The sequence below is a fragment of the Orenia sp. genome, from assembly GCF_055140805.1.
In genome coordinates, this window is record NZ_JBSQYM010000129.1 from 1 (window position 1) to 8,928 (window position 8,928).

The window sequence follows — 8,928 nt, forward strand, 5'->3', positions numbered from 1 at the left end:
AGATGTGTATAAGAGACAGGTGTTAATTCGTGGCTAAAGAAATTCAAAATCTTTTTCGTGTTTTATTTAGGAAAGGAGAAATTATTGTGAATTATATTCTTATTATAATCATAGTTCTACCTGTTTTAATTTTAACCTGTTGGATAAACAGCATCAATAAAAGACAATCTAAGACAGTCAAAGATTTAAAACATTTAATTTATAGTGTTCATGATGAAGTAAGTGAGATTAAAAGAGAAAGAAGAAAGAGTAATAAATATCAATAGGAATAATTATGACTTAAATAAACTTTGTAAAAATCAAACAACAATCAATAGCTAGCTATAATCAATATTAAAATCACTCAATCCAATTTTTATTTTGACAAAACCTAATTTTAATGGTATACTTATTCAAAAATAAGTTGATTTTATGCATTTAAAACTATTGATTATAGTATTTTCTTAGAAAAATGAATATGAACTCTTATCAAGAGAGGTGGAGGGACTGGCCCGATGAAGCCCGGCAACCACCCCACAGGGGGAAAGGTGCCAATTCCTGCAGAAGTATATCTTCTGACAGATAAGAGAAGAGCTATATACATTTAAACACCTCTTCTCTTCGAAGAGGTGTTTTTATTAGTTAAATTATTAAAAATAAGGAGGGAATAATAATTATTATAGATGATATTTCAATAAAAATACCAAAAACTGAAGTGAAAGGACGATTAGGTTATAAGGAGAATAGCATCTCAAATGAGCAGATTGAAGAGATGATAGACTCTTTAATAGAGTACTCTTATTCCCTAATAGATTGTCAGGGATCTTATCTAATCATTGATGAGATTGAACTAGATAAAGAGAAAAACTCAGTAACTTTAGGCGCAAATATTTTAAAATTTCAAAGCAATGATATCATTGAACTATTAAGTGGACAAGATAAGGTTGCTTTATTAACTGTAACAATTGGTAGTTCTCTAGAAAATAAGGTCAAAGAGTTATTCGATCAAGGGGAGCTAAGCAAAGCAACTACCTTAGATGCCATTGCTTCTATTGCTGCTGAAGAGGTTGCTAATGAACTCAATAAAATTATAGCAGATGATGCTATAACTAAGGGTCTACCCTACTTAACTATGCGCTTTAGTCCAGGTTATGGTGATGTAAAATTAGATATTCAACCTCAAATTTTAAAGTTATTAAATGGTGATAAGTTGGGAATCACAACTACCACAAGTAATATCTTGCTACCAGAAAAATCGATTACAGCAATAATCGGTCTTGGCAAAGTGGAGAATTCTTATAGAGCAAGATGTAATTTTCACTGTGCTTCTTGTGAATTTGATAGTTGTGTCTACAATTGATATAGAGAGGAGTAGTTAGTAGATGAGTAGTTTATTAAAGAGATTGAAGAATGAGATTTTAGTATTAGATGGTGCAATGGGAACTGAATTACATAAAAAGGGATTGGAGGTAGGTGAATGTCCTGAGAAGTTAAATTTGACCCACCCAGAGATTCTAACTGAAATTCATCGCAGTTATGTTGAAGCTGGTAGTGATATTATTCAAACAAATACCTTTGGTGCTAGCAGAATCAAATTAGATGAATATGGTTTGGGTGAAGAGGTTGGAGAGATTAATCGTAAAGCTGTAGAATTAGCTAAAAAAGCTGCTAAAGAAGATACTATTATTGCAGCCTCAATGGGACCTACTGGAAAGCTTTTAGAACCTATAGGAGACCTTAGCTTCTCAGAGGCTTATGAAATCTTTGCTGAACAAGCACAAATTCTAGAGGAAGCTGGAGTAGATCTAATCAGTATCGAGACTATGACCGATTTACAAGAGGTTAGAGCAGCAGTTATTGCTGTTAAAGAGACTACTAGCTTACCTATTATCTGCCATTTGACCTATGAAGAGAGTTTAAAGACTATGACTGGTACAGACCCAGTAACTGCTGCCACTGTACTAGAAGGTCTTGGAGTTGAAGTAATCGGTGCTAACTGTAGTATGGGTCCAGAGGGACTACTAAAAATTATCAAAGCTTTGGGCGATAATACTGCTGCCTATCTCTCTGTAGAACCAAATGCAGGCCTTCCTATCTTAGATGAGAATAATAAGACTATCTTTCCAATGGAAGCCAAGGAGATGGCTGAGTATCTACAAAAATTCGTAGATGCAGGAGCAAATATTATCGGTGGATGCTGTGGGTCCACTCCTGAATATATTAGACTAGTTGCCAAGCAGGTAAAGAAGTTAAAACCAAAATCAAAAAATTATCAGGCTGAGACCAAACTGGCTAGTAGAAACAAGACAGTAGTAATCGCTGATCACCTACCTACCCGTATCATTGGGGAGAGGATTAATCCAACAGGTCGTAAAGAGCTATCTGCTGAATTGAAGGCAGGTAAAATGAATATAGTCTCCCAAGAAGCAACAGCTCAAGCTGACGCAGGAGCTGATATCTTAGATGTTAATGTTGGAGTGCCTAAAATTGACCAAGTAACTACTATTAAACAGGCTATTACTACAGTCCAAAATCTCGTTAATCTGCCAATCTGTATAGATACTACCGATGCTGAAGTTTTAGAAACAGCTTTACAGACTGTAGTAGGAAAGCCCCTTATTAATTCAGTCAATGGTGAGGCAGATAGCCTTAATACAGTCTTGCCTTTAGCCAAAAAATATGGTGCTTGTGTCTTAGGTCTAACCCTTGATGAAGATGGTATTCCTAAAACTGCTGAGGGTCGTTTGAAGGTTGCCCGCAAGATTGTAGAAAAGGCTTTAAAAATAGGAATCAAACGGGAGAATATCCTAATAGATGCACTGACCTTAACTGCTAGTGCCCAACAAGAAGGTGTACAAGAAACTATTAAAGCAATCCGCTTAATCAAAAAAGAGTTAGGAGTGGCTACTGTCTTAGGTGTTAGTAACATCTCCTTTGGGTTACCTGATAGAAAGAAGGTCAATACAGCCTTCTTAGCAATGGCAATTCAAGCAGGACTAAATGCACCTATCCTTGATCCCACTATTGAAGATATGAAAGCTACTTTAATGGCTAGTGATATTTTAGTAAATCGTGATGTATCTAGCCAACGATATTTAGCAGAGTATGGCCAGAAAAAAGAAAATAAAGTTAAAGAGGATACTAAAAATAAAGATAAGCAAGTTGAGCTAAATATTTTAGCCCAACTTCACCACCAGGTTTTAACTGGTGATAAGGATAATATCACAGATAGTATTAAAAGAGCTTTAGATGATTACTCTGCCTTAGAGATCATTAATCAAGCCTTAATTCCAGGAATTCAAGAGGTTGGTGATAAGTATGATGAAGGAGTCTACTTCTTACCACAATTGATGCTTGGTGCTGAAGCGATGCAAAATTCCTTTGCTATCCTTAAACCAATCTTGGAGAAGGAAGGAAGCGAGGAGAATCAAGGTAGAATCGTAATGGCTACAGTCAAAGGTGATGTCCATGATATCGGTAAAAATATCGTTAAGATAATGCTTCAAAATAATGGCTTTGAAGTGATTGATTTAGGTAAAGATATCGCCAATGAAACTATCATCTCTACCGCCCTAGATAAAGAAGCTGATGTCATCTGCTTAAGTGCTCTCATGACAACAACTATGCCAAGGATGGAAGAGATTACAACAAAATTAAACGAGACAGGCTCTAATATTAAAGTAATGGTTGGTGGAGCTGTAGTTACTAGAGATTATGCTGATAGTATTGGGGCATATTATTCTGATAATGCTGTTGAAGCAGTTAAAACAGCGAAGAAATTAGTTAGTAATAGTTAGTAGTGTGAGTGTGAGTGTGAATGTGAATGTGAGTGTGAGTAAAAGATTAGAAGATTATTATCTCACACTCACACTAAAATCGAGAAGGGAGAAGAGAAATAATGAGTTTAAAACATAAGATACTAAATAAAGAGACAGGAATAATATTATATGGTTTAACACCACCTAAAGAGAAGAATAATACTGACAGAATCGCAGAAATTTCGCAAAAACAGGTAGAACGGATTAAAGACCTTAAGATAGATGGATTGGTTCTCTATGATATTCAAGATGAAAGTGATAGAATCAAAGAAGAGAGGCCTTTCCCCTTCCTACCAACAGTTGATCCTGCTATCTATAGCAAAAACTATCTAGATCAATTAAAGATACCAAAGATTATCTATCGTTGTGTGGGAAAATATAATAAAGATGAATTTTCAAAATGGCTTACATCAGATATTGAAACAGATAGATTCTCTGTATTTGTAGGTGCTGCTTCAAAGGATCAAGATGTCAATTTAAAGTTAAGAGAGGCTTATCAACTAAGGAAGCAATTAAACCCTAATCTTCTTTTAGGTGGAGTTACCATCCCTGAACGCCATTCTCAATCTGAGGATGAACACTTGCGTGTGCTCTCCAAGATAGAAAGTGGTTGTAAGTTCTTTGTATCACAAGCAGTCTATAACCTAGATTACTCTAAGAACTTTTTATCAGATTATTATCATTATTGTCGCGAGAATAATTTAGAGATGGTACCTATCATCTTCACCTTTACCCCTTGTGGTTCTAAGAAGACATTAGAGTTTATGAAATGGTTAGGGATAAATATAGCCAAATGGCTAGAAAATGATCTGCTCAACTCTGAGGATATTTTAGAGCAGTCGCTCAACTCATCTAAGAAAAACTTTAAAGAGCTTTTGGATTATGCCTTGGAAAAAGGAATCCCAATCGGTTGTAATATCGAAAGTTTATCGATTCGTAAAGCTGAGATTGAAGCTTCAATTGAATTAGCAGAGTTTGTGAAGGAGACTTTTGAGAAGAAGATTAATAACAGAAGATAAAAAAGATAACATAATAGAGAGATTGCGACACTTGGTGTCGAGTGTGAGCTATGAGTGTGAGTGTGTGTAAAATCTCTTTTTATTGGGGTTTACTCACACTCATACACCCACTCACGCTAATTTTAAAAGTATCGTAATATCCCCATTAAAACCATCACTTATTAAAATATCACCGCTAATCCCAAAGCCAATACCTGCACACTATTTATCAGCACAAAGTTTTTCACAGCTAAGATAAAGGTCTCCTTCTTACTCTGTTTCTCTACAAATCTATCTATATTTCTCTTTACGGGAAACAAGGTTAAAAACGTTAGTAATGAAGTTATAGGTATGACCCTTAAAACTAACAGAATAACTAGGTCTAGATAAACTAAATAATAAAGTATTTTAAACAGCCCTAACGCTTTATCCTTCCCTAAATAAATTGCTAATGTATAACGATTATTCTCTAAATCATCATTAATATCACAGATATTATTTGCTAGCATAATATTTGCTATCCCACATACTAAAGGTATTGAAATCAGCCAGAGATAGATTAGCTCCATAAGATTGACCTTAATACTTAAAAGTCCCCCCTCATAAAATAAGGAAACAAGATTCTGGTCGAAAAGATGAATATAAATCGAAATAAAAGTTATCACAAATCCCATAAACACTCCAGAAAATACCTCCCCTAAAGGTGTGCGAGAGATAGGCAATGGTCCAAAAGAGTAAAGAATCCCTACTCCAAAGGAGATTCCCCCTAAAATAAGTACTATTAAATTAGTGTTTAAAACTAAAATAATACCAAATAAAACTGCAATTACTAATAAACTTAATATTATAGCCTTGACTCTACTCTCTTTCAGCTTATCCTTGACAATAGCATTATGGCTTTCATAATTATAACCAGAAGTTTTATTCGCCCTTTTATAATCAATAAAATTATTGATAGCTGTTGTAGCCATATCAATTGCTAAAAGAGATATCAACATCAAAATAAAGTTCTTAAAATCAAAGTTATTAAAATGATATAGAGTATACACTGTCCCTAGTAAAAACGGGATCAGACTGGCAACCTTGGTCTGAATCTCTACTAATTTAAAAAAACTTCTTATAAACATCTTCCCACTCCTAACATTTATGAATTATTTACTAATATTATTTAACCCAGTTAACCTCCTTATTTCTTTTTGACATTAATGCTTTAATCCCTTTATTTAAATAATCTTTAACATCTATTACTAGTAGTGAGAATAATACAATAGATAGATAGTGTGATACTTTTAAATATCAGTGTTAGTGGGTGTGTGAGTGTAAGTAAACCTCAATAGAAAGGTACTTCACACACACTCACACTCATAACTCACAATAACACTTGACCGCTAGAACCACTATATTGATATAATAAGTTGTATCTCTCTAATTACATATATAAGACACTAGATAAAATAAATTATCCCCATCTTAAAGAAGAAGAAAGGGCTGAAACTAGCCCTTTTTTACTCTAAACTCTCTTATAAATAAAACCACTATAATAAGGCAAAACGAAGGATTTAAAGGTACCATCTTTCATCTCTATCAGATTATTAGAGTGTATTGCAGTAAACTGGTCATACACCCCCTCTATATCAGCTAACTTCACCCATTTACTAGAATATCCAATGTTCAGATCTACCTCTACATCATGACCTTCAAAGTTGAGCATAACCAACATCTCTTCTTGATTCATCTTTGTCCTCCATCCAATCACCTTACTCCCTTGCCCTTGTCTATCTGATAACCAATGGCCTAAAAACCAGTCAAACTTACCTTCAACTACAGGATTGTAACCAGATATCTTCAAAGCACTATACTTCTTTCTTAAATTAATCAGCTTCTGTGTCCAGTAATAAAAGGGATTATAATCATAATCTGGACAATTGGGATCAGGATTGATTAGATTAATATCAATATTATTAGAACTTCTATTGACTCCAAATTCTTGGCCCATATAAATCATCGGTTGTCCTAATGCAACTATAGTACTCATCATTGCTAATCTAGATTTTCTATCCTTGATATTACAATCATAGATATTATTGCTTTCTATTTCATATTTAACACTTTCTTCATCATGACTCTCACTATAATTGATTACATTATTGGTATGTGCTGAAAAATGTCCTTTACAGAAATAAAATATATCTCCCATACCTTCAGGGCTATTGTCACACCAGTCTCTAAAGACCCCTTCTCTTAATAAAGCCTTAATCTTGTCATGAAAAAAGTCACTCCATTGAGCATAACCATTATAACCATCAAAGTTTAAATCAGATTGATTAGGTAGATTCTCAGCTATTAAGATAGCATCTGACTTAAAGCCTTTGTCTCTCAGCTCATGCTGAATTTCATAAAGGAGCTTATGATTTAAATAGTTAGTATGGGTAGCATCAAATCTAAACCCATCAACATGATACTCCTTGATAAACAATTTACAGGCATCAATTAGCATATCATCTACTTCATCCTTACCAGTGGCTAGCTTGTTACCCCATTGTGTATTGCCTGAAAAATAAAAGCCACCTGGATCACTGCGGTCATCAATCAACTGCCATAGAGGATTAAATTGATTAGAGGTATGATTAAAGACCTGATCAATAATTAGAGCTAATCCATGATTATGGGCTGTATTGACCAATCTTCTAAAATCATCAGGCTCACCAAAATCCTTCTCTACTGACATAAAACTACAAGGATCATATCCCAAGCCAAAGTGGCTCCAAGCTTCTGAAGTTGGCATCAATGCCAAGGCTGTTACCCCTAATTCATCAAAATAGCCATCTTCAATTCTTTTGATAATACCACAAAAAGTACTCTGATTATCTAAAGATATATCTGAATCACCATCAGTAAATCCATACACATTCAATTCATAAATGATTAATTCACTAATATCAGGAGTATTCCATGACTGATCTGTCCATTGAAATGCAGTTGGATCAACAACAACACAGTTATCAAATTTATAATTATCACTATAGACTCTAGTATAAGGGTCATGTACCCACCTCTCACCACTGCCAGTACCACCTTGTACATAAAATTTATACTCTATATTCTTAGGTTCAGTCTTAATATCCTCAGCAAGTATTCTAACCCACCAGATATTTGCTTCATTATAATAACCACGATATAATCCCATCGGAATAAAGCGTTCCCTCTGTTCACACTTCTGCCCATGACAGTACTCAGGAACAGCAAATCCATTGATATTTGAAGCTAGATAAACTTTAGCTGCTCTAGGATGGAAGAAACCAAATATAATTGATCCATCTAGTAGTTTATGAGCTCCTAGCATTGATGGTGTATTAAAATCGGAAACATCAGTCTGAGGAAGATAGAAATTCTTCTGTGGAATTAAATCTTTAATCTCTTCATAAACATCTCTAATATCACCAATAGGAACAAAAGGCATGACTGTATAAATATTATGCCATCCTGCCTTACACCAAATTTGATCACCTAACCCTGCATTATAAAAACGATTAGCCTTATCATTTTCTAAAAATATTTGACCGCTCTTCTTTCCCTTAAATTTAAAGTTAAAGCTAGATCTATTTAAAGTAATATCGTAGTAGACCCCATATTCATCACTTCCACTTGCTCTAATCTCCTTTTTCATTCTTCCAGTTCCATCCTTCCAAACCAACAACATAGGATCTGCTAAATTATAACTATTATCATAGTGAATTCTTAAACTAACTCTCATTATATACCCCCTTGACTCAATTCTATAAAATATGTATATTGAAGTTAAAATCTTATTGCTTGTGATTGCTATTAAACTTCATTACTTTATTATTAACTAAAAGCTAATAACTATATACTAAATTGAATAAATTAATGTTATAATTTAAGAATAATTACAGTAATCCAAGACTCAGGTTAAGTTCAATGGCGATATTGTGACAGTTTTAAAATTAGTGTGAGTGGGTGTGTGAGTGTGAGTAAACCCCAATAAAAAGAAGTTTTACACACACTCACACTCATATAGATAAACAACTCTAGAATGAAATAATAGAAAGGTAATGTAACACTTTTAGCAATCTGGAATCAGTAGTCAGGAATCAGTTATAAACACTGGTTCC

Annotated in this window: 6 protein-coding genes and 1 riboswitch; of the genes, 4 read left to right on the forward strand and 2 right to left on the reverse strand. The window is 34.1% G+C overall.

Annotation, left to right across the window (positions count from 1 at the left end):
- The first annotated feature begins 86 nt into the window (after positions 1–86).
- The 4 genes from ACTCDL_RS11985 to ACTCDL_RS12000 all read left to right on the forward strand — a co-directional run bounded on the left by ACTCDL_RS11985 (position 87) and on the right by ACTCDL_RS12000 (position 4,816).
- Entirely contained in the window at positions 87–266 is a 180-nt protein-coding gene (locus ACTCDL_RS11985) for a hypothetical protein (RefSeq protein WP_463176857.1), read from the forward strand.
- A gap of 196 nt (positions 267–462) precedes the next feature.
- A riboswitch (SAM riboswitch) is annotated at positions 463–568 on the forward strand.
- Between the two features lie 126 nt (positions 569–694).
- Positions 695–1,339 carry a hypothetical protein gene (locus tag ACTCDL_RS11990; RefSeq protein WP_463176860.1) on the forward strand — a complete coding sequence of 215 codons (645 nt, stop codon included), beginning with the start codon at positions 695–697 and terminating at the stop codon, positions 1,337–1,339.
- Between the two features lie 22 nt (positions 1,340–1,361).
- Positions 1,362–3,776: a homocysteine S-methyltransferase family protein gene (locus ACTCDL_RS11995; RefSeq protein ID WP_463176862.1), complete on the forward strand. Its 2,415-nt coding sequence runs from the start codon at positions 1,362–1,364 to the stop codon at positions 3,774–3,776.
- Between the two features lie 101 nt (positions 3,777–3,877).
- On the forward strand, positions 3,878–4,816 hold the full coding sequence (locus tag ACTCDL_RS12000; protein ID WP_463176866.1) for a methylenetetrahydrofolate reductase: 939 nt from the start codon (positions 3,878–3,880) through the stop codon (positions 4,814–4,816).
- 161 nt (positions 4,817–4,977) lie between these two features.
- Here ACTCDL_RS12000 and menA read toward each other — a convergent pair whose 3' ends face one another.
- Both menA and ACTCDL_RS12010 read right to left on the reverse strand, forming a co-directional pair.
- On the reverse strand, positions 4,978–5,922 hold the full coding sequence (gene menA, locus ACTCDL_RS12005) for a 1,4-dihydroxy-2-naphthoate polyprenyltransferase (RefSeq protein ID WP_463176869.1): 945 nt from the start codon (positions 5,920–5,922) through the stop codon (positions 4,978–4,980).
- A 383-nt stretch (positions 5,923–6,305) separates the two neighbouring features.
- Complete coding sequence (locus ACTCDL_RS12010) at positions 6,306–8,549, reverse strand: alpha-amylase family glycosyl hydrolase (protein ID WP_463176871.1); 2,244 nt, start codon at positions 8,547–8,549, stop codon at positions 6,306–6,308.
- Positions 8,550–8,928: the final 379 nt, after the last annotated feature.